Source organism: Streptomyces sp. NPDC057543, from assembly GCF_042801895.1.
Lineage (GTDB): Bacteria > Actinomycetota > Actinomycetes > Streptomycetales > Streptomycetaceae > Streptomyces.
On record NZ_JBHVFF010000106.1, the window covers coordinates 1 to 25,133 of the forward strand.

The window sequence follows — 25,133 nt, forward strand, 5'->3', positions numbered from 1 at the left end:
CCGTGGGTGCACCGCCCCCTCGGAGACGTGCGTCGACCGCCCGGTGTACGGGGCGGGTCAGCCCTCGACGCCGAGCTTCTCCAGGATCAGCTCGCGGACCCGGGCCGCGTCCGCCTGGCCGCGGGTGGCCTTCATGACCGCGCCGACGAGCGCGCCCGCCGCCGCGATCTTGCCGCCGCGGATCTTGTCCGCGACGGCCGCGTTGGCGGCGATGGCCTCGTCCACGGCCGTGGACAGCGCGCCCTCGTCGGAGACGACCTTCAGGCCGCGCTTCTCGACGACGGTGTCCGGGTCGCCCTCGCCCACGAGGACGCCCTCGATGACCTGGCGTGCCAGCTTGTCGTTGAGATCGCCCGAGGCGACGAGCTCGGCCACCCTGGCGACCTGCGCCGGAGTGATCGGCAGCTCGTCGAGGGCGCGGCCGGTCTCGTTGGCGTTACGGGCCAGCTCGCCCATCCACCACTTGCGGGCCTGGTCCGAGGGGGCGCCCGCGTCGGTCGTGGCGACGATCAGGTCGACCGCGCCCGCGTTGAGAATGGACTGCATGTCGTGCTCGGAGACGCCCCACTCCTCCTTCAGCCGCTTGCGGCGCAGCCGCGGCAGCTCGGGAAGGCCGCCCCGGAGCTCCTCGACCCACTCGCGGGCCGGGGCGACCGGCACCAGGTCGGGCTCGGGGAAGTAGCGGTAGTCCTCGGCGTTGTCCTTGATGCGGCCGGCCGTGGTCGAGCCGTCCTCCTCGTGGAAGTGCCGGGTCTCCTGCACGACCGTGCCGCCCGAGCTCAGCACCGCGGCGTGGCGCTGGATCTCGAAGCGGGCGGCGCGCTCGACGGAACGCAGCGAGTTCACGTTCTTCGTCTCGGAGCGCGTACCGAACGTCTCGGTGCCGTTGGGGCGCAGCGACAGGTTGACGTCGCAGCGCATCTGGCCCATCTCCATCCGGGCCTCCGACACACCGAGCGCCTTGATGAGCTCGCGGAGCTCGGCGACGTACGCCTTGGCGACCTCGGGGGCGCGTGCGCCCGCTCCCTCGATCGGCTTGGTGACGATCTCGATGAGCGGGATGCCGGCCCGGTTGTAGTCGAGCAGGGAGTGGGACGCGCCCTGGATACGGCCGGTGGCGCCGCCGACGTGGGTCGACTTGCCGGTGTCCTCCTCCATGTGGGCGCGCTCGATCTGCACCCGGAAGATCTCCCCGTCCTCCAGCTGGACGTCCAGATAGCCGTTGTAGGCGATCGGCTCGTCGTACTGGGAGGTCTGGAAGTTCTTCGGCATGTCCGGATAGAAGTAGTTCTTCCGGGCGAAGCGGCACCACTCGGCGATCTCGCAGTTCAGCGCGAGACCGATCTTGATGGCCGACTCGACGCCGATCTCGTTGACGACCGGCAGTGCGCCGGGCAGGCCGAGACAGACCGGGCAGGTCTGGGAGTTGGCGTCCTGCTTGAGCTCGGTCGAGCAGCCGCAGAACATCTTGGTCTTGGTGCCGAGCTCGACATGGACCTCCAGGCCCATGACGGGGTCGTAGGACGCGAGCGCGTCCTCGTACGACACCAGGTCGGTGACAGTCACGGTGAAACTTCCCTCTCAGCCCAGCAGTACGTCGTCATCACCGATGCGCTTGAGTTCGCGCAGCAGCAGGGCGATACCGGTGGCGATGGCGGCGGCGGAGACGACGGCGTCGATCAGTCGGAGCGTGTCGTGTTCGGAGCGGGCCTTCTTGGCCTGCTTGACGACACCGAGCGCCCCGTACGCGGTGGTGCCGATGGACAGGTACGTGCCGGTCTTGGACTTCTTGAAGCCCTTGGCCTTGGTCAGTGCGCTCACAGCGACGGAGCCTCCTCCAGCAGCGGGTGCCCCCACTTTTCCACGAAGGCGGCCTCGACGGCGGCTCCGACCTTGTAGAGACGGTCGTCCTTCATGGCGGGGGCGATGATCTGCAGTCCGACCGGCAGGCCGTCCTCGGGAGCCAGGCCGCAGGGCAGCGACATGGCGGAGTTGCCGGCGAGGTTGGTCGGGATGGTGCACAGATCCGCGAGGTACATCGCCATCGGGTCGTCGGCGCGCTCGCCGATCGGGAAGGCGGTGGTGGGCGTCGTCGGGGAGACGATGACGTCGACCTGCTCGAAGGCCTTCTCGAAGTCCTGGGTGATGAGGGTGCGGACCTTCTGCGCCGAGCCGTAGTACGCGTCGTAGTAACCGGAGCTGAGGGCGTACGTACCGAGGATGACGCGGCGCTTGACCTCGTCACCGAAGCCGGCCTCGCGGGTGAGCGCGGTGACGTCCTCGGCCGACTTCGTGCCGTCGTCACCGACGCGCAGGCCGTACCGCATGGCGTCGAAGCGGGCCAGGTTGGAGGAGCACTCGGACGGCGCGATCAGGTAGTACGCGGACAGGGCCAGGTCGAAGGACGGGCAGTCCAGCTCGACGATCGTGGCACCGAGCGACTTCAGCAGCTCGACCGACTCGTTGAAGCGCTGGACGACCCCGGCCTGGTAGCCCTCACCGGCGAACTGCTTGACGACGCCGACGCGCATGCCCTCGACGTTGCCGTTACGGGCGGCCTCGACGACCGGCGGGACCGGGGCGTCGATGGACGTCGAGTCCATCGGGTCGTGCCCCGCGATCGCCTCGTGCAGCAGAGCCGCGTCCAGGACGGTACGGGCGCAGGGCCCGCCCTGGTCCAGGGAGCTGGAGAACGCCACCATGCCGTAGCGGGAGACGCCGCCGTAGGTGGGCTTGACGCCGACGGTGCCGGTGACGGCGGCGGGCTGGCGGATGGAACCGCCGGTGTCCGTGCCGATGGCGAGCGGGGCCTCGTACGACGCGAGCGCGGCCGAGGAGCCGCCGCCGGAGCCGCCGGGGATGCGGGTGAGGTCCCACGGGTTGCCGGTCGGGCCGTAGGCGCTGTTCTCGGTGGAGGACCCCATGGCGAACTCGTCCATGTTGGTCTTGCCGAGGATGACGATGTCGGCGGCCTTCAGCTTCTTGGTGAGGGTCGCGTCGTACGGCGGGATCCAGCCTTCGAGGATCTTGGAGCCGACGGTGGTCGGCATGCCCTCGGTGGTGAAGATGTCCTTCAGTGCGAGCGGGACACCGGCCAGCGGACCCAGCTTCTCGCCGGCCGCCTTCTTCGCGTCGACGGCGCGGGCCTGCGCGAGCGCGCCCTCGCGGTCGATGTGCAGGAAGGCGTGGACCTTCTCGTCGACCGCGTCGATCCGGGCCAGGTGGGCCTCGGTGACCTGGACGGCCGTGAGCTCGCCCGACGCGATCTTCGCGGCGATCTCGGCCGCGGTGAGCTTGATGATGGTGCTGTTGTCCGTCATGGCTGTTAGTCCTCCCCCAGGATCTGCGGCACCTTGAAACGCTGCTGCTCCTGGGCCGGGGCGCCGGAGAGCGCCTGCTCGGGGGTGAGCGACGGACGGATCTCGTCCGCGCGCATGACGTTCGTCAGCGGCAGCGGGTGGGAGGTCGGCGGTACGTCTTGGTCGGCGACCTCGGAGACGCGGGCGACCGCGCCGATGATGTCGTCGAGCTGACCGGCGAAGTGATCGAGCTCTTCGCCCTTCAGCTCCAGACGCGCCAGCCGGGCGAGGTGGGCGACCTCCTCGCGCGTGATGCCAGGCATGCAGCGATCCTCAGGGGTTGGTGTGTGGTTTTGGACCAATCCTATGGTGTCGCCCGCGCCCCCTCCCGCCACCCGGGCGAACACCCTGATATCGACCCCGCGCCACCCGCACCCCCGGCTGGGCATTTCGATCCCGTCGGGGTTCCCCTCCCCTGTCCTTCAGGCATTGGTCCTTCAGGCCAGGGGGAGATTGAGGACAAAGCGGCCACCGAGCGCCTTCGGTCCTTCTCCCGCCCAGCCCCACCCGGTCGCTCAGGCCGTCGCCGGGCCCGGCTTCACCGGGCAGCCCGTCGGCCGGTGCTCCAGCTCCGCGGCCCCGGTCGCACCGGCAGCCGCACTGGCTGCGGCGGCCGCCGCTGCCGCGAGTTCCGCAGGCCGCCGCCACCCATGCTCACCACGTGCCCGCAGCCAGGCCGTCGTCTCCTGCGGCGGCATCGCCGCGGCGACCAGCCAGCCCTGCACCGCGTCGCAGCGCAGATCCCGCAGCCGCTCCCAGGTCTCGTCGTCCTCGACACCTTCCGCGACGACCAGCAGTCCGAGGGAGTGGGCCAGGTCGATGGTGCAGCGGACGATCTCCGCGTCCTCGTTGTCGACGGCCAGCCGGGCCACGAACGAGCGGTCGATCTTCAGCTCGCTGACCGGCAGGCGGCGCAGGTGGACCAGCGAGGAGTACCCCGTACCGAAGTCGTCGAGGGACATCTTCACGCCGTGCCCGGTGAGTCCGGCGAGGGTGTCGGCGGCGCGCTGCGGGTCCTCCAGCAGCACGTGTTCCGTTATCTCCAGCTGCAGGGCTCCGGCCGGAACGCCGTGCCGGGCGAGCCGGGCCGCGACGCCGCCCGCGAATCCGGGAGTGTGGACGTCGCGCGGGGAGACGTTGACCGCGACCGGGACGAACAGGCCCTGCGCCCGCCACCGGGCGACCTGGGCCAGCGCCGTCTCCAGGACGTACTCCGTGAGGTGCGGCATCAGGCCGGACGACTCCGCGATAGCGATGAACTCGTCCGGGGGGACCCGTCCGCGCTCCGGATGCACCCAGCGCACCAGCGCTTCGAGGCCGGCCACCTGGCCGTCGAAGCGAACCTTCGGCTGGTAGTGGAGCTCCACCTCGCCGGCGTCCAGCGCGCGCCGCAGATCTCCCAGAAGCCCGAGCCGGTCCGGGGTATTGCTGTCGCGCTTCGACTCGTACACCTCCACGCCCGTACGGTCGCGCTTGGCCTGGTACATCGCCACGTCCGCGCGCCTGAGCAGCCCTTCGGCGTCCAGCGCGTGGTCCGGGTAGACGGCGACTCCGGCGCTCGCCTCCAGGACCAGGGTCAGACCGTCCAGGTCCAGCGGGGAGGACAGCTCGGCGACCAGATGACGGGCGACCCGCTGGGCGCTGGTGGTGGAGTCCGCGGTCGGCAGGAGCACGGCGAATTCGTCACCGCCGAGCCGCGCGGCCTCCGCTCCTCGGGGAAGCGCCAGCCTGAGGCGTTCCGCTATCTGCAGCAGCAACCGGTCCCCTGCCAGATGACCGAGAGTGTCGTTGACCGCACGGAAACGGTCGAGGTCGATCAGGACGAGAGCGGATCTGGCGCCGATGGACTCGGCGTCCTCCAGGGCCGTCCAGGTGCGTTCCAACAGCCACTGCCGGTTGGGCAGTCCGGTCAACGGGTCGCGCAACTGCTCCTCGGCCCGGGCACTGGCGATCCAGAGGGTGGAGTCCAAAGCGATCAGCGGGACCGCGAAAAGCGGCAGGAGTACGGGCATGGTCGTCGCGACGACGCAGATCAGCGGTGCGATGCCGAGCAGGGCGACCGCGACGAGGCCCTGGCGCAGCAGGGCGGTGCGGGCGACGGTCGGCACGCCGCCACCCTGGGGTGCCCGTACGTACCACAGCAGGACCCGGGTGACCAGAAGATAGGTGGAGGCGACCAGCAGGACTTCGGGGACGGCGTCGATGCCCCAGTCGAGTGGCTGCCAGGGCGATTCGACGGTCTGCACGTCACCGAACGCGGCGAGCACCAGGGCCGCCGCCCCTATCCCCAGGATGTCCACCGCGCCGTGCAGCAGCCCCTGCCGCCAGCGGTGCCTGCGGGCGATGCCGACGAGGACGACGACGACCAGGCTGACCAGGCCTGCGGGGACCCAGCCGTAGAGCAGCAGCACGGCAAGGGTGAGGGCGGCCCCGGAACCGGTGCCGCCCCACCACCGGTCGCGTCCGAGGGCGACGAGATGGCCGACGACGATGCCGGTGAGGACGGCGAGGGACCAGCCGGCCCTGCCGTCGGGGAAGAGCGCGTGTCCTTCGCTCACGGTCCGGTAGAAACCGGTCGCGAGCTGAACAACGGCGATCACCACGACGACGGCACCCACTCTGGGTGTGAGGCCGACGAAACCTTGCAGCCGCGACACCGGTGCGGCGCTCTCGGTCGGTTTCATTCCGTCCCTCTCACAGCCGGCGGTGCCGATGTCACCCGATGGTTCGGCTCCATGCCACCACGACCCGTTTCCCACCCCGTGGCCGGCACGGCAGGTGCACATCTCAACAGTAGGCCGCACAGGGCCTCTACGGGCAGCGCTCTACAGCTCTTGCCCGAATGCGAACCGACCGACCGTCAGCATCTGCTATGCGCCGATCGGGTGAATTCGACCTCGCGGCGACGCCCCTTGCCCCCGTCCGTCCCCCTACGCCCTTTCTGCGCCTCCCCGTTAACCGTTCCCCCGTCGACCACTCGTCGGCCACCCATCGACCGGACCCGTTCCATCGGTTCCCGGTCAATATTCGGAACCGTGCCGCCTGTTGATCTATCCCGTTCCGCCCGTTCTACGACAGGGGGGTCTGACCCTTCCGAAGCGGATCTGTCCTATTCCACCGGTTCTCCGACGGGGACGGCCGCCTCGCGTGCGGCGTCCGGACCCTGTTCGAGCAGCACGGCGAAGCCGTCCTCGTCCAGCACGGGCACCTTCAGCTGCATCGCCTTGTCGTACTTCGAGCCGGGGTTGTCGCCGACGACCACGAAGGAGGTCTTCTTCGAGACGGAACCCGTCACCTTGGCCCCCCGGCTCTGGAGCGCCTCTTTCGCGCCATCCCTGGTGTGGCCGGACAGTGTGCCGGTGACGACGACGATGAGTCCTTCGAGCGGGCGCGGCCCCACTTCCTCCCCCGCCCCCTGGTCCTCCATCCGGACCCCGGCCTCCCGCCACTTGCGCAAGATCTCCCGGTGCCAGTCCTCGGCGAACCATTGCTTCACCGACGCGGCGATGATGGGACCGACCCCGTCGGCCCCGGCCAGCTCCTGTTCGGTCGCCTCGTCGATCCGGTCGATGGAGCGGAACTGACGAGCCAGTTCCTGGGCCGCGATCGGGCCCACGTGACGGATCGAGAGCCCGGTGAGGATCCTGGCGAGCGGGGCCTCCTTGGCCACGGCAACGGCGTCGAGCATGGCGAGGGCGTTCTTCTTCGGCTCGCCCTGCTGGTTGGCGAAGACCCAGGCGGTCTTCTCCTCACCGGTCTTCGGATCGCGCTTGGGCAGTCCGCTGTCCGGGTCCAGGACATACGCCCGGATCGGCAGCAGTTGCTCGACGGTGAGCCCGAAGAGATCACCCTCGTCGCGCAACGGCGGCTCGGCGGGCTCCAGCGGCTTGGTCAGCGCCGCGGCCGCGACATAGCCGAAGTGGTCGATGTCGAGGCATTTACGGCCCGCGAGGTAGGCGAGCCGCTCCCTCAACTGTGCGGGGCAGGAACGCGCGTTGGGACAGCGGACATCGACGTCGGCCTCCTTCATGGGCTTCAGCTCCGTGCCGCACTCGGGGCAGTGCGTCGGCATGACGAACGCCCGCTCGGTGCCGTCGCGCAGGTCGACGACCGGGCCGAGGATCTCCGGGATCACATCGCCCGCCTTGCGGAGCACCACCGTGTCCCCGATGAGGACGCCCTTCGCCTTCACCACGTTCTGGTTGTGCAGGGTGGCGAACTCGACCTCGGAGCCCGCCACCTCGACCGGCTCGACCTGGGCGTACGGGGTGACCCGGCCGGTGCGTCCGACGCCGACGCGGATGTTCACCAGTTTGGTGTTGACCTCCTCCGGCGGGTACTTCCAGGCGATCGCCCAGCGCGGGGCGCGCGACGTGGAGCCCAGCCGGCCCTGGAGCGGGACCTCGTCGAGCTTGACGACGACACCGTCGATCTCGTGCTCCACGGAGTGCCGGTTCTCACCGAAGTACGCGATGAACTCCCGTACCCCGTCGAGGGAGTCCACCACCTTGTTGTGCCTGGCGGTGGGCAGACCCCATTCGTGCAGCAGCTCGTAGGCGTGCGAGAGACGGTCGATGTCGAAGCCCTCACGAGCGCCGATACCGTGCACCACCATGTGCAGCGGGCGGGTGGCGGTGACCTTCGGGTCCTTCTGCCGCAGTGAACCGGCCGCCGCGTTGCGCGGGTTGGCGAACGGTTTGTCGTCGGCCTCGACGAGCCGGGCATTGAGCTCCTCGAAGGCCTCCATCGGGAAGAAGACCTCGCCGCGGATCTCGACCAGCGCCGGAATCCGGTCCCCCTTCAGCCGGTGCGGGATCTCGGAGATCGTACGGACGTTGGGCGTGATGTCCTCGCCTGTACGGCCGTCGCCGCGGGTCGCGGCCCGGGTCAGCCGCCCGTGCTCATAAGTGAGGTTGACCGCGAGACCGTCGACCTTCAGCTCGCACAGGAAGTGGTGGTCCGAGACGCCGACCTCCTTGGCGATCCGCTCGCCCCAGGCCGCCAACTCGAGGTCGTCGAAGGCGTTGTCCAGCGAGAGCATTCGCTCGCGGTGCTCGACGGAGGTGAATTCCGTCTGGTACGGCCCCGCGACCTTCTGCGTCGGCGAATCCGGCGTGCGCAGCTGCGGATACGTCTCCTCCAGGGCCTCCAGCTCGCGCATCAGCCGGTCGAACTCGGCGTCGCTCACGACCGGCTGGTCCTTCACGTAATACCGGAAGCGGTGCTCCTCGATCTGCTCGGCAAGGAGTGCGTGCCGCTCCTGCGCCTGTGCGGGCACTGCCATCTGCTGTTCGCCGGCCATCGTCTCGTCCTCCCGTTACCCGTTGCCCCGTTACTCAGGGTTGTCTGCGAGCGATCTCGCGGCCCGGGCGCAGTGGGCGAGCGCGGCGCGCGCATACGCGGGCGAGGCACCCGCGAGCCCGCACGACGGGGTGATCACCACGGACTCCGTCAGAGTCCCCGGATTCAGCCCCAGCCTGCGCCACAGCGTCCTGACACCCATGACGCTACCGCCCGGGTCCGACAATCCGCCCGAGGCCGGGTCGGTGCCCGGCACCACCCCGAGGAAGAGCTGCGTACCGCCCTCGACCGCCTCCCCGATCGCCTCCTCCTCACGCTCGGTGAGCAACGAGAAGTCGAACGAGATACCGTCGGCCCCGGCCCGGCGCAGCAGCGCGAACGGCACCTCGGGCGCACAGGTGTGAACGACCGTCGCGCCGCCGCCTGCCGCCAGCACATCGCGCAGGGTCCCCTCGACGACCTGGCGGTCCACGGCCCGGTAGGTGCGGTAGCCACTGGCCGTCCTGATCCGGCCGTGCAGTACGCCGGTCAGCGACGGTTCGTCGAGCTGGAGGACCACCTCGGCGCCGGGCACCCTGCGCCGTACCTCCGCGAGGTGGGCGCGGAGCCCCTCCGCCAGTGAGCCCGCCAGGTCGCGGCAGGCCCCCGGGTCGCCGAGCGCGGCCTCGCCGCCGCGCCGTTCCAGGGCGGCGGCGAGCGTCCAGGGGCCCACGGCCTGGACCTTGAGCGGTCCCTCGTACCCCTGGGTGAACTCCTCCAGCGCGTCGAGGTCTTCGCCGAGCCAGGACCTGGCCCGGCGGGTGTCCCGTCCGGGCCGGTCGCTGATCCGCCAGCCGCTGGGCTCGACGTGGCCGTACAGATCGACGAGCAGCCCGATGGTCCGCCCGATCATGTCCGCGCCGGGTCCGCGGGCTGGCAGTTCGGCCAGGTGCGGCAGGCCCTGGCCGTCCCCGAAGGACCCGGTGACGGTCTTCGCCGCCTCCCGTGCGTCTCCCCCGGGCATGGAACCGATTCCGGTGGCCGGGCAACCCCTGAACTTGCTCTTCTCGCTCACACGGGAAGCCTAAGGCCGTGCCCGGCCCCGTCGACCGGCGGCAGTCCGGGGCGGGGCCGGGGCCGGGGAGACTCAGCGGCCAGGTCGCACCGTGAGGTCGTTGACCTCGGCGTCGCGCGGCAGGTCGATGGCCATCACGATCGTGGTGGCCACCGACTCCGGGTCGATCCAGCGGGAGGCGTCGTACTCCTTGCCCTCCTGCTGGTGGACCTTGGCCTGCATGGGACTGGCGGTGCGCCCCGGATAGACGGAGGTCACGCGGATCCCGTTCGCGTGCTCCTCGTGGCGCAGCGCGTCGGCAAGCGCCTTCAGACCGTGCTTGCTCGCGGCGTACGCGCTCCACTCGGCGCTCGCGGCGAGGCCGGCGCCCGAGTTGACGAAGAGCACATGGCCCTGGGCGACCCGAAGTTGCGGCAGGAAGAGCCGGGTCAGCTCGGCGGGCGCGACCAGGTTGGCGTTGAGCTGGAAGTGCCACGCCTTGGGCGTGAGGTCACCGACCTTGCCGAGCTCGACGACGCCCGCGATGTGCAGCAGCGAGTCGACCCGCTCCGGCATCGCCTGCTGGGCGAGCGCCCAGGAGAGCCGGTCCGGGTTGGAGAGGTCACCGACGAGCGTACGGGCGCCGGGGTGGAGATCGGCCAGCTCCTTCGCGCGGCCCGCGTCACGGGCCAGCAGCACGGTCTCGTCACCGCGCTCCAGGAGACGACGAGTGACGGCTGCGCCGATGCCGGAGCCGGCGCCGGTGATGATATGAGTGACCATGCCCCCATGATCGCATCCCGGCCGATCATCCCCGGCCCGATCGCGCCCCGTCCGATCAAGCCCCCGCCCGCTCACATTCCGCCCGTCGCGCCGCGCCCGATCGCATCGCGCCCCTCACTCCCCGCTGCCACCGCGTCACCGGATGCCGGACCACTCCTCCAGGTAGGCCAGGGCGCCCACGCCGTCCTTCGCGAAGAACACCAGGTCACTCAGCGGAAGCGGCAGGAAGCCCTCGTCCTCCATGCGCTGGAACTGCTGGCGCAGCCCGTCGTAGAAGCCCGCCGTGTTGAGCAGGACCACCGGCTTGTCGTGCTTGCCGTGCTTCTTCAGCTCCAGTATCTCGGTCGCCTCGTCGAGCGTCCCGGTACCGCCGACCATGATCACGATCGCGTCCGCCTTCTCCAGGAGCAGCGCCTTGCGCTCGGCGAGATCGCGCGCGATCACCATCTCGTCCGCGTTGGTACGCGCCTTCGCGGCCAGGAAGTCGACCGACACCCCGACCAGCCGTCCGCCCGCTTCCTGCACCCCGTCGGCGACGACCTTCATCAGCCCGCTCTCCGACCCGCCCCAGACCAGTGTGTGCCCGCCCCGGCCGAGCAGCTCGGCGAATTCGCGGGCGGGCTGGGTGTAGCGGTCGTCGAGGTCGGCGGCGGAGAGGAAGACGCAGATGTTCATGCAGCCACCGTAAAGGCCACCACTGACACACCCGGGGGCCGGGTGGAAATCCGGCCGACACCGACGAGGGAAAGGGAAGAAACCGGCCCGTGATGTGGCTGAACCAGATATGACTTCCACACGAGGACACATCATCACCGTCGAACCCGGCACCGAGCATGTACGTGTGGTGCGCGACGGGCAGGTGCTCGCCGAGAGCCGGCGCCCGCTCGTACTGCGCGAGACGGGCTGTCCGCCCCGCTACTACCTGCCGCCCGAGGACGTCCGTACAGAACTGCTGACGGTTTCGAGCACCCGCACCCACTGCCCGTTCAAGGGCGACGCCTCCTACTGGTCGCTTGCGGACGCCGCCGATCTCGTCTGGGCCTACCCGGAGCCGAAGCCCGAAGTCGCGGCGATCAAGGACCACTTCTGCTTCTACGACACCGAGACCGTCGTCGACTGATCGTCAATCTCCCTACGGACCGGCAGAATTGGAGAATCCGAAAAAGATCTCGGCTGAGGCGGTGAGTTGTGCGCGCCGTCACGGTCACCCTCACATGGACAAGACTCTCTCGCGCGACGGCACCTTGATCGCGTGTCGGCGTCGCGGCGAAGGGCCGCCGCTGATCCTGGTCGGCGGGGAGCTCAGCACGGCGGCGGCCGAGGCTCCCCTGGCGAGCCTCCTCGCACCGGGCTTCGACGTCGTCACCTACGACAGACGCGGCCGAGGCTCCAGCGGCGACAGTGGACCGTACGCGGTGGAACGCGAGATCGAGGACCTGGCCGCGCTCGTCACCGCGGTGGGCGGCCGGGCCTCGGTGTTCGGCCTGGGGGCCGGCGGGGCGTTGGCCCTGGAGGCCCGGACGGCCGGGCTGCCCGTCGACCAGCCGGCGGTGTACGAGCCGCCGTACACCCCCGGTCCCTCCGGTGTGCGGTTCACGGCGTGCTGCACGGCCCGGCTGCACCGGACACTGTCCGCCGGTGACCGCGACGGGGCGGTGGAGCTGTTCCTGTCCGTGACGGGCGTCCCGGCCGACGTGATCGCCCGCATGCGTCGCGCCCCGCTGTGGCAGGGCCTGGTGTCGATGGCGCAGACACTCGCGTACGACGACGCGCTGCTCGGTGACGGCGCGTTCCCGGCCGAGCGGTTCGCGTCCGTCACGGCGCGCACGCTGGTGGTCTGCGGCGGCTCCAGTCCCGCCCACGCCCGGCTCTCGACCCGCGCCCTCGCCGACACACTCCCCCGCGCCCGCCACCGCACCCTGACGGGCCAGACACGCGAACTGGCGCCCCAGGCGGTGGCCCCGGTCCTGACGGAGTTCTTCGCCAGGGACATCTACGTGCGCCAGGCCTCCTGAGCACACGATCCACCTCGCTCGGCCACGCCCGTACAGGGGTCGGACGTGACCGGGCGGGGCCTCGCCTCGCCGAGCTCAGGTTCCGAGCCCGAGATCGAACCAGACGGTCTTGCCGCCCGGCCCGTATACCCCTCCCCTATGGCACACCCGCCCGAACGACATCGCCCTCCGCGAGAGCGAGAGCCCAACTGTTGTCATATCGACGAACCGGGCAGCGCTACGCGCCCTCGTGCTCGGAGTGAAGGCCGACAAGTCCGAACTCGGCTGACGGAAGCCGGCGTTTGTCGATCCGCCAGGATCGCGGAGACCTTCGTGTGCAGCGAGCCCCCGGCCGTCCGTTTCAGGCTCCCGCCTCCGCGATGGCCCAGGCCTACGGCTCGCGCCCGCCCGGCTTCCGCTCCGGTCTGCCCCGCCTGCTCACACTGACGCCTTCGCCTCCCGCTCGCATTCCCGTGCGCGAACGATGTACGTACAGCGTCCCGCATGTCGAAGAGACCTCGGAGCAGAACAGGACTGTGCAGCGGCAGGGTGGCACTGCCGATTAGGGTGGCACCGCCGATTACGGATGCGTGGTGAATCGAAATGACCCGGTGCCGGTCGAAGCGAGTCTGTAGCAAGTGGCCGAGGTATTCGCCACTACTGACTGATCACCTCCAGCCAAATCAAACCCTTCGGTCAGCTGTTGTCTGTGACAGCCATGTATGCGACCTCGGCGCAACGCGCGGAGGGTACCTGGGCGGGTGCATGGCTGAGGAACTCGCCGGTGGACCCCGTGAAGGCGATCGATCCGTTGGTGAGAACGGTGACCTGATCGGCTTCTTCAGCGAGGTCAGCAACATCATGCGTAGACATCAGGATCTGGACCTCGTCACTCACGATACGAAGGATCAGATCGCGGAACCGCCGTCGCTGGGTCGGGTCCATGCCGGCAGTCGGCTCGTCGAGGAGGAGCACCTCGGCGCTATGAACCAAAGCTGAGGCGACACCGATACGGCGCAACTGCCCACCGGAGAGCTGCTTCACCTTCACGTCAGCGCGGTTGAGCATCTGCACCCTGTCGAGGGCATCAGCGGCGGCGTCCCAGGCCGCGCGGCGGTTCATGCCCTTCAACCATCCGGTGTAGGCAACCTGTTCCCGTGAGGTGAGTCCAGTCATGGAGGTGATCGCTTGCGGCATCCAAGCGACTTTGGTGCGGTATTCCTCCTGCCGAGCCGACAGCAAGCCAAGCCTCACCGAACCGCTCAGGGGCTGGTTCACACCGGCGGCCAGCTTCAACAGTGTTGACTTACCGGCGCCATTCGGCCCAAGAAGTACCGCGAATCCTTCGCCAATAGTATGGCTCAGATCGGTCAGAATATTTGGCTTTCGGCGCCCGTAGGCATAGGAAACGGAATCAAGCTCCAAGAGCACGGTACGGACGACCCTTTCAAACGGAACGATGAATACGGTAATTCATGGCCAAGCCGACGACGAAGACGGTAAGGCAGAAGAAATAGGTGACAGCGAGGCCCGCAGGGTGAAGAGTCACTGCCCATGGCCATGGGCGACCGAAATCGCGGTACCCGATGAACATGACGACGAACACCCATCCGATAGGCGCCAGCGGTGCAGCCTGCGCATGGAGTGCTCCGGCGATGAGCATCAGACCGGTCAGGAAAATTGTATTGCGCCCGGCTTCGATGGCTTCTTGGGAGCCCATCCATTCTCCTACGCCGAAACTGGCTGATACTGCGATGCCAACAGTGAGAGCCACGAGGCCGGTGTCGAACCGCCGCACTTTCCGTACCGACAGGATTTCTGCCTCTACAAGTCTCTGCGTAAGACTGTAGGAAAGACTCGACGTGACAATAAGCGGGGCGATGTGCATAAGTTGCACGCGATTGCTTCCACTGCTCAGCATCCCCGGCAGCACAATGCTCTCGCCATACCCGAGCACCACAATCAAGATGAACAGAGCAAGGCTTGGAATTATCACGGCAGAAAAACGGCGAGACTTAAACCAGAGAGGCATTATTGCCTTCCCGCCCGGGCGAGCTTGCACGCTTTTTCTTGCTCTAGGTGAAACCAATCGGATTGCTTGGCAGTGGTGGGAAGTTTGGAACTCTGCTCCGCAAGCTGCTCAACCTTTGTCAAAACCTCGCCAGAGTTCTGGAAGGCGCCTCCGTATTCGCTTCTACGCCACGCAAGATAGGGCTTATCGGAATCAATCTTCTTTGCTGCCCAGAGCATCGCTGCATCATGTGGAACGACCCAGTCAGCAGATTTCCCACGATCGAAGTGCTCGGGAAGCACGCAGGGGAACCGGACCGAGGTCAGGAGAACGGCGTATCGGATATTGGTCATGCCACCGCCGAGCTGACCCGCCTGACGGGACAACGGAAGCCACCAGGTCGACGCCGAAGACCTCTTCCGATGGCGCTCGACCAGAACGGAATCCGAGACGGTGTCCGGCATTTCGACGTTCACGCCGGCAGCCTGCAGCCTTTTGACGGCGCCTGCCACCTCTCCTTGCACCTCATCAAGCGACCCGATCGCCCCGCCGTCCCGTGCCATGCACACCCGCGGCGCTGAACCCGTGCAGCTCACAGCCGCATGGCCGGCACTGACCGGACCGTCCGCGATGCCCCATCCAGCAGCGGTTCGAGCACACGACACCATGACGGCCAGGGCGACGGCCACGGCCGAAGTGCGCCAGAGCCACGATCGGGACGCACTGAGCCACCACGCCGATACAGCCACTGCCCCGGCAGCGGCGAAAAGGAAGGGGACGAGCACGCTAGGGGCGTCGTACAACTCGCCGAAGGCGAGCGACGTATCAATCTGGCCGAATGTATGCCTGGGCCACACCGGTTCGCTGTAGCCCCCTGAACCGCTGATCAAGTAGAACAGCATGATGCAGGACAAGGGGGCGACAATAAGCCGTGGGCCGATGTGGCCGAGCCCGCAACCGACCACAGCGTATGCACACACGATGCCCATACCCATGAGCAGCGGGGCCAGGCCGCGCGGAGAGGGAACCAGGCCGGTCTCGATGAGTCGCATCACCACGGGGAGCAGCAGGATGAGCCATCCAGCCACGATCACGGGGGCGAGAGTGTGTGCGGCTACGCGGTACCGGGACCTCCCGGGAGCGAGCGCCCAGACCCCGTCTTTCACCAGGCGCCCACCCTCCCAGACGGCAAGTCCCATGGTGATCGCGTAGGCGAAGGCGTAGAAGTAGGACAGTGAAACAGCCACTTGTTGAGGGGCCCACAGCGGGCCGGCCACCACTTCTTGGCGGGAATCCTCAAGGTGCATGACGTAGAAGAAGTAGAAGATGATAATGCCGACCCAAACGGGCGCGGTCCACAACGCCGGGCTGGTGCGTAGGCGGACTCGGATGTTCAACTGACGGCAACCGTTCTCAAGCAGGGCGAGCCGGGAGCACGCTCCCGCGCTTCCCGGCCACTGGATCACGAGGCACCCAGGGTGCTAGTCGGCCTTTGTGGTGTCCACGTAGACCTTGCTCACCGAAAGGCTCCCCGTGATGCTAGTGGAACCGTTGATTTTGGGAATAGTGAAGTATCGATTGTCGCCACCGTCGTAGTGGGCGCTCCACTCGCCGCGGGACGTACCTCCGTTGAAGCAGGCGGTGAACGCCTTGTCCCCCCATGTCCTTGTCCTGGGCGAAGGGGATGGCCCGCCAAAGCTTCACAGTCACGGAACTTCCTCCGGGACCTGACACCGAACAGCCGGTGAACTGGATTTCGGTGTAGTCGTTGTCGGCCCAGTGTCTCGACTCTTTATTTCCAGGCTTCCAGTCCGACATGCTGCTCTCGAAGTTCATCGGCTGCACTGTGCCCGGCTCAGCTTCACCGTAAAGCTGAATCAGGCCAGCCTCATTAGGGTTGAAAGTGTACGCATCGTCGCTGGGCGGGGTGGAGTCGTCCGCGCTGGCTGACACGGCCGTACCGGTGAGGGCGACAGCTGTGAAGACGGCAATCAGCCCAGATCGTATGTGGCGGTTTGGCGGTTGTACATGAAAGCCCCTTTTCTAGTGGTTGATCGACACCCCTCCTGGGCTGCAGATCACATTCGCCACAGTTGATCACCGACGTTTCGGCGGAGGCAATGCTTCCGCCAAAGGATCTCCTCGGATTCTCCCCTCGTCATCCACATCTGACGGACGAGGCTCGTGCTCAACTCGTTGTGAAGTTTGCGGGTTGTTCGTGCTCTGCCACCCCGGCGGACCGGGCCTCGCACGGGGTGGCCGCAGAGTGGGACCAGGCCCTGCTGGCCCATCCCGCACTTACCGGGATTTCGCCAACAACTGGGCGATCTCATAGGGAGCTTGGGCCCAGATGGTGACACCCGACACGGCCGCCCGCCCAGGCTCGCCTTCTCCGAACAGGTCCTGGCCACCGTGCTCCACCTGAGGATCGCGCTGGCTGCCGAACCCCTCGCCGTGCTGTTCGGCAGCAGCCGAACAGCCATGCACCGCGCCCTCCTCAAGACCAGAAGACTGCTCGACGTACACGGCATCGTCATCCCACCCGCACCACCCCCGCCTACCGCCCTCGCAGCGAAGACGGCACGGCGAACCTCGCGCCGATGTCCTCCGCATGGTGGCTGGGCCAGTCCTGCATGCTCGGTCTCGGCAACAGCGCCCAGACGACCGCGAACCTGCTCCGCGAGGGCGAATGCGTGCTCAATCTGCCCTCATCGGCGATGGTCGACGCCGTGGACCGGATAGCGCTCACCACTGGAAAGCCGACCGTGCCGGACCACAAGGTGAAGCAGGGCTACCGATACGAACCGGACAAGTTCTCGACCGCACAGCTGACCGAGCAGGAATCGGAGCTGGTCCGGGCGCCCCGGGTCGCGGAATGGCCGATCCAACTGGAGTGCAGGGTCGTCTCGTCCCATCCCTTGGGCAGCCCGCTTCCCAGGCCATCGCCTTCCAGGTCGAGGTCCTTCGGGCTCATATCGAGGAGGAGCTGGTCATCCCGGGAACGCACTATGTGGATCCGTGCGGCTGGGACCCGCTCATCACGACGTTCTGCTGGTTCTTCGGCGGTGGACGCAACGTTCATCCCTCGAAACTTGCCGCAGGCTGGAACATGCCTCATCAGCTCCAGCCGACGGCTGTCTGAGCTGTTACCGCTTCGCAGCAACTCGCCCGCATTCCATGTGGACGGACAGGTGGGCACCCGTCCACACGCACTGATGCGGACGATCCGCAGGTGCAACCCATGACGCCCGGCCCAGCGGTGCCGGCCCCGGTCTGCTCAGGCGAGGGCCGGAGCCCTGCGCGTCGTAGCGATCGTCGCCGAGCCGACCACGCGGGAGCCGTCGTACAGGACGACCGCCTGGCCGGGGGCCACGCCGCGTACCGGCTCGGTGAAGGTGACGTTCAGCGTTCCGTCGACGAGTTCCGCCGTCACTTCCGTCTCGCCGCCGTGGGCGCGGAGCTGGGCGGTGTACGTGCCGGGGCCCGAGGGGGCGGTGCCGCACCAGCGGGGCCTGATGGCGGTGAGGGCGGTGACGTCGAGGGACTCGACCGGGCCGACCGTCACCGTGTTGTTCACCGGGGAGATGTCCAGGACGTAGCGCGGCTTGCCGTCGGGGGCGGGGTGGCCGATGCGCAGGCCCTTGCGCTGGCCGATGGTGAAGCCGAAGGCGCCCTCGTGGGTGCCGACCTTCGTGCCCGACTCGTCGACGATGTCGCCCTCGGCCGTGCCGAGCCGGCCCGCCAGGAAGCCCTGGGTGTCGCCGTCGGCGATGAAGCAGATGTCGTGGCTGTCGGGCTTCTTGGCGACGGCGAGGCCCCGGCGCTCGGCCTCGGCGCGGATCTCGTCCTTGGTGGTGAGGGTGTCGCCGAGCGGGAACATCGCGTGGGCGAGCTGCTTCTCGTCCAGGACGCCGAGGACGTACGACTGGTCCTTGGCCATGTCGGAGGCGCGGTGCAGCTCGCGGCTGCCGTCCTCGTTCAGCACGACCGTGGCGTAGTGGCCGGTGCAGACCGCGTCGAAGCCGAGCGCGAGGGCCTTGTCGAGGAGCGCGGCGAACTTGATCTTCTCGTTGCAGCGCAGACACGGGTTGGGGGTGCGCCCGGCCTCGTACTCGGCGATGAAGTCGTCCACGACGTCCTCGCGGAAGCGTTCCGCGAGGTCCCAGACGTAGAACGGGATGCCGATGACGTCCGCGGCGCGGCGCGCGTCGCGGGAGTCCTCGATCGTGCAACAGCCGCGCGCTCCGGTACGGAAGGACTGCGGGTTCGCGGAGAGGGCGAGGTGCACACCGGTCACGTCGTGGCCCGCCTCGGCGGCGCGGGCCGCGGCGACGGCGGAGTCGACACCGCCCGACATGGCGGCGAGTACGCGGAGAGGACGCTGGGAAGTCTGAGTCATAGCCCCACCAGAGTACGGGGCGCCGGGAACCGAACGCTCGCGGATATGCGTTGTGGATCACATGGGGACCAAGGGGACGGCGGGCGCCAAGGGCTCCGCGGCGGCGAAGTCCGGGCACGGCATCAGTCGGCGTGGGCTGCTGATCGGCGCTGCCGTCACGGCGGTGGGTACGGCCGCGCTGGCGCGGGAGAAGCTGGAGCGCGCCTGGTGGCGGCTGCCCGGGGTGGACAAGCCCCGCACGCCGGGCGAGGTGGACTACGCACGGGCCGAGTGGATATCGGCGTCCGCGGCGAACTGGCGGCGGGCCGACCGTCCCGCCGACTATCCGATCGACCGGGTCGTCATCCATGTCACCCAGGGCAGCTACCAAAGCGCGGTGAAGGTCTTCCAGAACCCGGGGCACGGGGCGGCGGCGCACTACGTGGTACGCAAGGACGGCCATGTGACGCAGATGATCCGTGAGCTGGATGTGGCGTTCCACGCGGGGAACAGGTCGTACAACGAACGCAGTGTCGGCATCGAGCACGAGGGGTTCGTGGACCGCCCGCAGGACCTCACTGCGGCGATGTACGGGGCGTCGGCGCGGCTGACGGCGGCGATATGCGGGCGGTACGGGATGCCGGTCGACCGCGAGCACATCATCGGGCATGTGGAAGTGCCGGGCACGGACCACACCGATCCGGGGAAGCACTGGGACTGGGACCGGTATCTGAAGCTGGTCCGGGCTGCGGCCACGCGGTGACCGCGCGGCCCCGCCCGATCCCGGACAGGCCCGATCCGGAACAGGCCCGATCGCCGGGCAGGGCCGATCGCCGGACGGGCCCGATCGCCGGACGGGGCCGAGAGGCCCTAGCTGAGTCCCGCCGTCCGTGCCCGCTGCACCGCCGGTCCGATCGCGCGGGCCACCTCGTCGATGTCCTGCTTGGTGGAGGTGTGGCCGAGCGAGAAACGCAGGGTGCCGCGGGCCAGGTCCGGGTCGGTGCCGGTGGCCAGGAGGACGTGGCTGGGCTGGGCGATCCCGGCGGTGCAGGCGGAGCCAGTGGAGCATTCGATGCCCTGGGCGTCGAGCAGCAGGAGCAGGGAGTCGCCCTCGCACCCGGGGAAGGTGAAGTGGGCGTTGGCGGGGAGCCGGCCACCGGGGGCCGGGTCACCGCCGAGGACGGCGTCCGGCACGGCCGCCAGCACCGCCGCGACGAGGTCGTCGCGGAGTGCGCCGATCTCGCGGGCGAATTCCTCGCGCCCGTCGGAGGCCAGCCGTCCCGCGACGGCGAAGGCGGCGATGGCCGGCACGTCGAGGGTGCCCGAGCGGACATGCCGCTCCTGGCCGCCGCCGTGGAGCACGGGTACGGGGGTGTACTCACGGCCGAGCAGCAGCGCGCCGACGCCGAACGGTCCGCCGATCTTGTGCGCGCTGACCGTCATCGCGGCCAGCCCGGACCGGGCGAAGTCGACTTCCAGCTGCCCGAACGCCTGCACCGCGTCCGCATGCATCGGTACGTCGAACTCACGGGCCACGGCGGCCAGTTCACGTACCGGCATGATCGTGCCGATCTCGTTGTTGGCCCACATCACGGTGACCAGCGCGACATCGTCGGGATCGCGGAGGATCGCCTCGCGCAGCGCGTCCGGGTGGACGCGTCCGTGCCGGTCGACGGGGAGGTACTCGACGTTCGCGCCCTCGTGTTCGGCGAGCCAGTCGACGGCGTCCAGCACCGCGTGGTGCTCGACGGGGCTGGCCAGCACCCGGGTGCGACGGGGGTCGGCGTCGCGGCGGGCCCAATACAGGCCCTTCACGGCGAGGTTGTCGGCCTCGGTGCCGCCGGAGGTGAAGACCACCTCGCTGGGGCGTGCGCCGAGGGCATCGGCGAGGGTCTCTCTCGACTCCTCGACGGTACGGCGGGCCCGGCGCCCGGCGGCGTGCAGTGAGGACGCGTTGCCGGTGACGGCGAGCTGGGCGGTCATCGCCTCGATCGCTTCCGGAAGCATCGGCGTGGTCGCGGCGTGGTCGAGGTAAGCCATGGTGGGCTCGATTCTACGAGCCCGGGGCGGGGCGTACGGCGGGCGCATGGTGCCCCGGCACCCGCGCACGGCCGGGTGCGGTCTTCCTCGTCCCGTTCCCGGGCCCGTCCGGGCGGGGAGGGCGTCGGGCTCCGCGCCCGGTTCAGCCGGCGAAGTTCCGGGCGACGAGGCCGTTGCCCGTGACGAGGAGGGGCCGCTCGGCCCCGGTGATTCCGCCGGTACGCGCGGTGGAGCGCACCGTGTCGTTTTGGCGACATGTCGCAAGCACGGCACCGGAAAGGTCTGGTGCGGCGATCAATGGGGGCCCCAGTCTTGAGCCGCACCGCGTGTCCGTTTCCTTGCCTCCTGGAAAGGTTCCGATGCACATACGGCATCGCTCTGCCGCCGTTCTGGCAGCAGGCGTCCTCATCGCCACCCTGTCTTCCACCTCCTCCGGCGCGAGCGCCGCCCCGGCGCCCGCCTCCGTCGGCGCGAACTCCGCCGGCCGCCCCCAGGTCAGCTCCGTCACGCTCGTGACCGGTGACCGGGTGCGGCTGGAGACCTTTCCCGGCGGCCGGAAGGCCGTCTCCGTCGAGCCGGCCTCGGGCGCTTCGCAGGCCGACTTCAGCCAGCTGGAGATCGACAAACAGCTGTACGTGCTGCCCCGCGCCGCGCTCCCGTACATCGCCTCCGGCAAACTGGACCGGCAGCTGTTCAACATCACCTCCCTGGTCAAGCAGGGTTACGACGACGCCCACACCTCCGCCATCCCGCTGATCGCCCGCTACACCGGCGGCACGAACCCCACGTCCAAGGAAGCACCCACCGGTTCGCGCAAGGGCCTGGTCATCAAGAGCCTGCGCGGCTCGGCACTGAAGGCGGACAAGAAGCAGGCCGGGCGCTTCTGGAAGGCCATCGACGACGACGCGCTCGCCAAGAGCAGCGCCGAGGCCGGCGCGAAGAACGCTTCCAAGAACTCTTCTTCCAAGAACTCTGCTTTCAAGAACGCGGCCTTCGAGGGCGGCGTCGAGAAGCTGTGGCTGGACGCGAAGGTCCACGCCTCCCTCGATCGCAGCACCGCGCAGATCGGTGCGCCCGAGGCGTGGAAGGCCGGCTACGACGGAAACGGCGCGACCGTCGCCGTCCTGGACACCGGCGTCGACGCCACCCACCCCGACCTGGCCGGGAAACTCGGCGAAGTACGCAACTTCACCGACGAGCCCACCGCGAACGACGGCCACGGCCACGGCACCCATGTCGCCTCCACCATCGCCGGCAGTGGCGCCGCCTCGGGCGGCTCGCGCAAGGGCGTGGCACCGGGGGCACGGCTGCTGATCGGCAAGGTGCTCGACGACGGCGGCTCCGGCTCTTACTCCGCCATCATTGGCGGCATGGACTGGGCCGCCCACTCGGGCGCCGACATCGTCAGCATGAGCCTGGGCGGCCAGGCCACCGACGGCACGGACGTCCTCAGCCTCGTCCTCGACGGCCTCAGCGAGGAGACCGGCACCCTCTTCGTCGTCGCGGCGGGCAACACGGGCGCCGACTACACAGTGGGTTCCCCGGGCGCCGCGGCGAGCGCACTGACCGTGGGCGCCGTCGACCGCGACGACAAGCTGGCCCCCTTCTCCAGCCGCGGCCCGCGCGTCGGTGACAACGGCGCCAAGCCCGACCTCACCGCTCCCGGCGTCGACATCGTCGCCGCCCGCGCGGCCGGCACGTCCATGGGCCACCCGGTGGACGCGGCCTACACCGCCGCGTCGGGTACGTCCATGGCGACCCCTCACGTGGCGGGCGCGGCGGCGATCCTGGCCGGGCGCCACCCCGACTGGAGCGGCCAGCAGCTCAAGGACGCGTTGATGAGCACGACGCGTACCGCCCCCGACCAGACGGCCTACGAGCAAGGCGCCGGCCGGGTGGACGTGGCCCGCTCGGTGCGCCAGCAGGTGCGCGCCACCGGCACCACCACCTTCGGCTCCCTGGCACCGGACGCGGGCCCGCGGCAGGTGAGCGTCACCTACACCAACGACGGCGACGCGCCCGTCTCGCTCACCCTGGACACCACCTTCGACAAGCTCTACGGCTCCCCGGCCCCGGCAGGCGCCATGAGCACCCCCGCGCAGGTCACCGTGGACGCCCACGGCACTGCCGACGTGACCGTGACCCTCGACACGTCCGCGCTGCCGGAGGGCATCTACGGCGGCCGCCTCACCGCGACCTCGGCCGACGGGCAGACCGTCGCGCACACCGTTCTCTCCGCGACGAAGGACCCGGTCACGCACAAGGTCACCGTGCGCGGCATCGACCGCGCCGGGCAGCCGGCGACCGTCTTCCCGCTGATCCTGCTGGGTCCCACGGGCCGCTTCGACGTCCTCCAGGAGGTGCCGGCGGGGCAGAGCCTGACGGTGGACGTGCCCGAGGGCATGTACTACCTGCACGGCGTCATCACGCAGACGACGCAGGACAACGTCACCAACAGCCTGGTGGTCAACCCCCGACTGCGGGTGAGCGGCGCCACGGACCTGGTGCTCGACGCACGCAAGGCGGTCCCCGTGGAGATCCGGACCCCCAAGCCGGCCGAGCAGCGGGGCCCGATGGTCTTCTCCACCCACTGGAAGACCGGCGACCGGGAGTTCGCCAGCTTCTTCACCAGCGGACACAGCGGCGGACAGCTCCTCTACGTCACGCCCACCGAGGAGTTCACCGAGGGAACCTTCGAGTTCACCTCCCGCTGGCAGCTGACCGCACCGATGCTCCGTGCACGCGCAATCTCCGCCACCGCCGCGGCCGGTGTCCCCGTCCGTCTGCTCCACAACTCCCCCGCTGTGGAAGGCGTGCGGCGCCTGCGGGTGGTGGACGCCGGTCACGGACGCCCCGAGGACTACGCGGCGCTGCGCGCACGGGGCACGGACGTCCGCGGAGCGGCCGTGCTCGTGGAACTGGAGGGGGTGGAGTACGACGAGGCGGTGACCTCGGCCGCCCGAGCCGGAGCCGCGGCCGCCGTCACCACCGCCGGCGGCAACAGGTACGCGGCCGCGACCTGGCAGCCGGTGAGCCAGCGGCTGCCCGCGATCGGGCTGTACGCCTCCCAAGCCACCGCGCAGCGGTTGCGCGCGCAGGGCACCGTGCTGGAGTTGAAGGGGACCCCGGAAAGCCCCTACCTCTACGACGTCGTGCAGGTCGCCCAACAGCGCGTCCCCGAGCACGTGGTCCACGAGGTCGGGCCGAAGAACACGGCCACCGTGGTCTCGCGCTACCCGGACACGGGCGGGACACGCTACGTCACGGAGAACCGGGAGTCCTGGCGTCCGTGGGAGGGGGAGCAGGTGTTCCTCCCCATGCGATCCCGGTACGTCCGCACCGGGCAGGCGCGGACGGAGTACCTGAGCGGTCCCGCCGACACCCGGTGGCTGCACTGGGTCAACCCCCGCAACACCTGGGCGATCCACGCGGTAGGGACCGGCATGTTCGGCCCCCTGCGCACCTACCGGCCCGGTGAGCACGCCACGGAGAGCTGGTACGCCCCCGTGGTGCGCCCGGCGATCCCCCGAGGTGTCGAAGGGCTCGCCCACCGCAAGGGCGACCAGCTGACCATAGGGATCCCCGAGTTCACCGACACCGCCTCCGGCCACTACGGCTACGCCCTGCCCCGCAAGGGCGCCGACACCCCCTACCCCGACGAGGCCCGCGCCGTACTGCGTCGCGACGGCGAGATCCTCGCCGAAGGCCCCCGGGCGTGGGGCGTCTTCCCCGCGGGCGGGGACGACGGCCGTTACCAGTTGGACCTGGACGTGAAGCGCACCAGCCCCGAGGGCACCCTCTCGCGGGCCACCAGCACCCGCTGGTCGTTCACGGCCCCTCGCCCGGCCGAGGGCAAGGAGTCCCTGATTCCCCTCCTCCAGCTCGACTACGACGTAGCCACCGACCTCCAGGGCTCCGCCCCTGACTCCGGGTCCTTCGCCTTCGGAGTGAGCGCCCGCCACCAGGACGGTCTGACAGGCCGTTCCGTGAAGGGCATGGAGGTGTCCGTCTCGTACGACGACGGCGGGCACTGGCAGGCGGCGACGACTTCCGCCCGGGGCGACGGCGCCTACCGTGTCCGGGTCACCCACCCCTCGACTGCCCGCACCAGCGGGTACGTCACACTGCGGGTCCGCGCCTGGGACGACGCGGGCAACGAGGTGACGCAGGAGATCGAGCGGGCGTACGCGCTGAGGTAGTACGCGGGATCCGGAAGCCGCGACCGGCCCCGGTC

The 25,133-nt window shown here is 69.2% G+C and carries 19 protein-coding genes and 1 pseudogene; 6 read left to right on the plus strand and 14 right to left on the minus strand.

Going from position 1 to position 25,133, the window contains the following annotated elements; translation table 11 throughout:
• Positions 1-57 precede the first annotated feature (57 nt).
• From gatB to ACFU8Q_RS19260, 9 genes are all read right to left on the minus strand, one after another.
• A complete protein-coding gene (gene gatB / locus ACFU8Q_RS19220) occupies positions 58-1,566 on the minus strand; it encodes an Asp-tRNA(Asn)/Glu-tRNA(Gln) amidotransferase subunit GatB (protein WP_384455095.1) in 1,509 nt (502 codons plus the stop codon).
• A gap of 15 nt (positions 1,567-1,581) precedes the next feature.
• Complete coding sequence (locus tag ACFU8Q_RS19225; protein ID WP_384455098.1) at positions 1,582-1,821, minus strand: hypothetical protein; 240 nt, start codon at positions 1,819-1,821, stop codon at positions 1,582-1,584.
• Positions 1,818-3,320, minus strand: coding sequence for an Asp-tRNA(Asn)/Glu-tRNA(Gln) amidotransferase subunit GatA (gatA, locus tag ACFU8Q_RS19230; RefSeq protein ID WP_384455101.1), 1,503 nt, complete (start codon positions 3,318-3,320; stop codon positions 1,818-1,820). Before gatA ends, ACFU8Q_RS19225 begins: the two co-directional genes overlap by 4 nt.
• 5 nt (positions 3,321-3,325) lie before the next feature.
• Positions 3,326-3,622, minus strand: a complete 297-nt coding sequence (gene gatC / locus ACFU8Q_RS19235) for an Asp-tRNA(Asn)/Glu-tRNA(Gln) amidotransferase subunit GatC (RefSeq protein WP_384455104.1) — start codon at positions 3,620-3,622, stop codon at positions 3,326-3,328.
• A 252-nt stretch (positions 3,623-3,874) separates the two neighbouring features.
• Entirely contained in the window at positions 3,875-6,043 is a 2,169-nt protein-coding gene (locus ACFU8Q_RS19240; RefSeq protein ID WP_384455107.1) for a putative bifunctional diguanylate cyclase/phosphodiesterase, read from the minus strand.
• Between the two features lie 425 nt (positions 6,044-6,468).
• Complete coding sequence (ligA, locus tag ACFU8Q_RS19245; RefSeq protein WP_384455110.1) at positions 6,469-8,661, minus strand: NAD-dependent DNA ligase LigA; 2,193 nt, start codon at positions 8,659-8,661, stop codon at positions 6,469-6,471.
• A 30-nt stretch (positions 8,662-8,691) separates the two neighbouring features.
• Positions 8,692-9,714: a methionine synthase gene (locus ACFU8Q_RS19250; RefSeq protein ID WP_384455114.1), complete on the minus strand. Its 1,023-nt coding sequence runs from the start codon at positions 9,712-9,714 to the stop codon at positions 8,692-8,694.
• A 72-nt stretch (positions 9,715-9,786) separates the two neighbouring features.
• A complete protein-coding gene (locus ACFU8Q_RS19255) occupies positions 9,787-10,476 on the minus strand; it encodes an SDR family oxidoreductase (RefSeq protein ID WP_384455116.1) in 690 nt (229 codons plus the stop codon).
• 135 nt (positions 10,477-10,611) lie between these two features.
• Entirely contained in the window at positions 10,612-11,151 is a 540-nt protein-coding gene (locus tag ACFU8Q_RS19260; RefSeq protein WP_384455119.1) for a TIGR00730 family Rossman fold protein, read from the minus strand.
• Between the two features lie 109 nt (positions 11,152-11,260).
• On the opposite strand from ACFU8Q_RS19260, the gene ACFU8Q_RS19265 reads away from it, so the two are divergent.
• Both ACFU8Q_RS19265 and ACFU8Q_RS19270 read left to right on the plus strand, forming a co-directional pair.
• Positions 11,261-11,596: a DUF427 domain-containing protein gene (locus tag ACFU8Q_RS19265; protein ID WP_384455122.1), complete on the plus strand. Its 336-nt coding sequence runs from the start codon at positions 11,261-11,263 to the stop codon at positions 11,594-11,596.
• A gap of 94 nt (positions 11,597-11,690) precedes the next feature.
• On the plus strand, positions 11,691-12,491 hold the full coding sequence (locus ACFU8Q_RS19270) for an alpha/beta fold hydrolase (protein ID WP_384455125.1): 801 nt from the start codon (positions 11,691-11,693) through the stop codon (positions 12,489-12,491).
• A gap of 675 nt (positions 12,492-13,166) precedes the next feature.
• Here the strand turns inward: ACFU8Q_RS19270 and ACFU8Q_RS19275 are convergent.
• From ACFU8Q_RS19275 to ACFU8Q_RS19285, 3 genes are read right to left on the minus strand one after another with little or no spacing between them, the layout of a single operon-like run.
• Positions 13,167-13,901, minus strand: coding sequence for an ATP-binding cassette domain-containing protein (locus ACFU8Q_RS19275; RefSeq protein WP_384455128.1), 735 nt, complete (start codon positions 13,899-13,901; stop codon positions 13,167-13,169).
• A gap of 16 nt (positions 13,902-13,917) precedes the next feature.
• On the minus strand, positions 13,918-14,502 hold the full coding sequence (locus tag ACFU8Q_RS19280) for a hypothetical protein (RefSeq protein ID WP_384455130.1): 585 nt from the start codon (positions 14,500-14,502) through the stop codon (positions 13,918-13,920).
• Positions 14,502-15,878, minus strand: coding sequence for a hypothetical protein (locus tag ACFU8Q_RS19285; protein ID WP_384455132.1), 1,377 nt, complete (start codon positions 15,876-15,878; stop codon positions 14,502-14,504). Before ACFU8Q_RS19285 ends, ACFU8Q_RS19280 begins: the two co-directional genes overlap by 1 nt.
• A gap of 834 nt (positions 15,879-16,712) precedes the next feature.
• Between ACFU8Q_RS19285 and ACFU8Q_RS19290 the strand changes: the two are divergent.
• Together ACFU8Q_RS19290 and ACFU8Q_RS19295 are read left to right on the plus strand one after the other, a co-directional pair.
• Positions 16,713-17,067 (plus strand): annotated as a pseudogene (locus ACFU8Q_RS19290) (ISAzo13 family transposase); the annotation flags it as partial.
• Positions 17,068-17,114: 47 nt separating this feature from the next.
• Complete coding sequence (locus tag ACFU8Q_RS19295; RefSeq protein WP_384455135.1) at positions 17,115-17,726, plus strand: flavin reductase family protein; 612 nt, start codon at positions 17,115-17,117, stop codon at positions 17,724-17,726.
• Between the two features lie 32 nt (positions 17,727-17,758).
• Here ACFU8Q_RS19295 and mnmA read toward each other — a convergent pair whose 3' ends face one another.
• Positions 17,759-18,880: a tRNA 2-thiouridine(34) synthase MnmA gene (mnmA, locus tag ACFU8Q_RS19300; RefSeq protein ID WP_384455138.1), complete on the minus strand. Its 1,122-nt coding sequence runs from the start codon at positions 18,878-18,880 to the stop codon at positions 17,759-17,761.
• A 61-nt stretch (positions 18,881-18,941) separates the two neighbouring features.
• Between mnmA and ACFU8Q_RS19305 the strand changes: the two genes are divergently transcribed.
• Complete coding sequence (locus ACFU8Q_RS19305; protein ID WP_384455141.1) at positions 18,942-19,622, plus strand: N-acetylmuramoyl-L-alanine amidase; 681 nt, start codon at positions 18,942-18,944, stop codon at positions 19,620-19,622.
• Between the two features lie 107 nt (positions 19,623-19,729).
• Here ACFU8Q_RS19305 and ACFU8Q_RS19310 read toward each other — a convergent pair whose 3' ends face one another.
• Complete coding sequence (locus tag ACFU8Q_RS19310; protein WP_384455144.1) at positions 19,730-20,899, minus strand: cysteine desulfurase family protein; 1,170 nt, start codon at positions 20,897-20,899, stop codon at positions 19,730-19,732.
• Positions 20,900-21,258: 359 nt separating this feature from the next.
• Between ACFU8Q_RS19310 and ACFU8Q_RS19315 the strand changes: the two genes are divergently transcribed.
• The gene (locus tag ACFU8Q_RS19315; RefSeq protein ID WP_384455146.1) at positions 21,259-25,098 is read left to right on the plus strand and encodes a S8 family serine peptidase; all 3,840 of its coding nucleotides are present in this window, start codon (positions 21,259-21,261) and stop codon (positions 25,096-25,098) included.
• The last annotated feature ends 35 nt before the right edge of the window (positions 25,099-25,133 follow it).